Source organism: Flavobacterium sp. ZT3R18, assembly GCF_007097385.1.
In the GTDB taxonomy this organism is placed as follows: Bacteria; Bacteroidota; Bacteroidia; order Flavobacteriales; family Flavobacteriaceae; genus Flavobacterium.
In genome coordinates, this window is the sequence record NZ_VJZS01000067.1 from 1 (window position 1) to 1242 (window position 1242).

Annotated in this window: 1 protein-coding gene; it reads left to right on the top strand. The window is 30.1% G+C overall.

Annotated features, from left to right (window positions below; all coding sequences use genetic code 11):
• The first annotated feature begins 726 nt into the window (after window positions 1-726).
• Window positions 727-1092 (top strand): helix-turn-helix domain-containing protein, encoded by a 366-nt coding sequence (locus FNW52_RS20600; RefSeq protein WP_143379341.1) that lies wholly within the window; start codon window positions 727-729, stop codon window positions 1090-1092.
• Window positions 1093-1242: the final 150 nt, after the last annotated feature.

Consider the following 1242-nt stretch of genomic DNA (forward strand, 5'->3'; position numbering starts at 1 on the left):
ATAAACGGATACCAAAGTGCCACCAAACCTTTGTTTAATGAAAAAGTTTTCATAATATTGGGTTAGTTAAATGAAATGTTAGTTTTGTTTGCTATGGTCCTCTATGCTAGTTTTCCCGACGAGTTAGAGGGCCTTTTTTTGTTTAGTTTTAAAGTCAATAAATTGTGTTCTTATTTAATCATAGGCGTTTTTTTTGAAGTTTAAGGTATAAAATTGAACATACGTATCTACTACCAGCTAAGAAAAGACTCTTTTCTTCGAGGGAATTTTCGTGGCTTACCGGCTGAAGCCACTACTAACACAATGCTTAGCGTGTATTTAAGGGTATGATTTTATTTTACTCATAGGCATGCGTGTTTTAGCTGGTTAAACTGCTGCGAGACTATGAAAAATGAAGAAGCGGTGCTAAGAATGTTAAGCGGAGTATTGAGCCAAGAGAATAAAAAAATGGCGCAGAACTCAGCTTATATCGCTTTCAAGGTACTAGTATACCCACACACGAATAAGTGAGCCCACGCCATGGGACGTGAGCATCTTACTTATCATCTCGCGTGTTAAAAGTACTAGTTTTTGAAAACGAGATTCAAAGCGAATGCTTCAAATATTTTATATGAAGAATCGCAAAATTACATTTTTAGATGTAATTATTTTTACAAATATAGTAAATAATTTATTCGATACAAATTTGTATCGAATAAATTAAGCTTTTTTCTCAAATTTTACTTTATGGAAAAGGATAATGAATTAGAACTAGAATTATTAAACATTCAAATAGGATGTATTCTTAGATTAGCTAGATTGAAAAAGGGTCTATCTCAGAATGATCTTGCTGTACTATTGGAATATAATCCAACTATGATAGGAAGAGTGGAACGATTTGAAAATATAAGTGCCTGGGATAAAGTGTTTTCAATAAGTAAACAATTAAATATTGATTTTTGTAATCTATTTATTTTACGGAATAAAGATGAGCTGTTGTCAATTGTTGAAGAATCTTTTAAGTTTGAAGTCAAGCTGACTCTAGAAAAGAAGGACTATTACAGTTTTCTGAAGAAAACTATTGTAATAAAATATAATTTATTAGCTAAATAATTAGAAGAAAAAAGATGATTGGACAGACATAAAAAAGTAAATCAACATCTGGACTTACAAAGTGAACAAATAAAATTGTGAGAAAATATTTTAATTATATTTTTTTTATTTAGAAAAAAAACTATATTTGTAGAACTTGTTCTGCGAAAT

Coding starts and splice junctions, on each gene's coding strand:
- FNW52_RS20600 (WP_143379341.1), top strand. CDS start 727: ATGGAAAAGGATAATGAATTAGAACTAGAATTATTAAACATTCAAATA.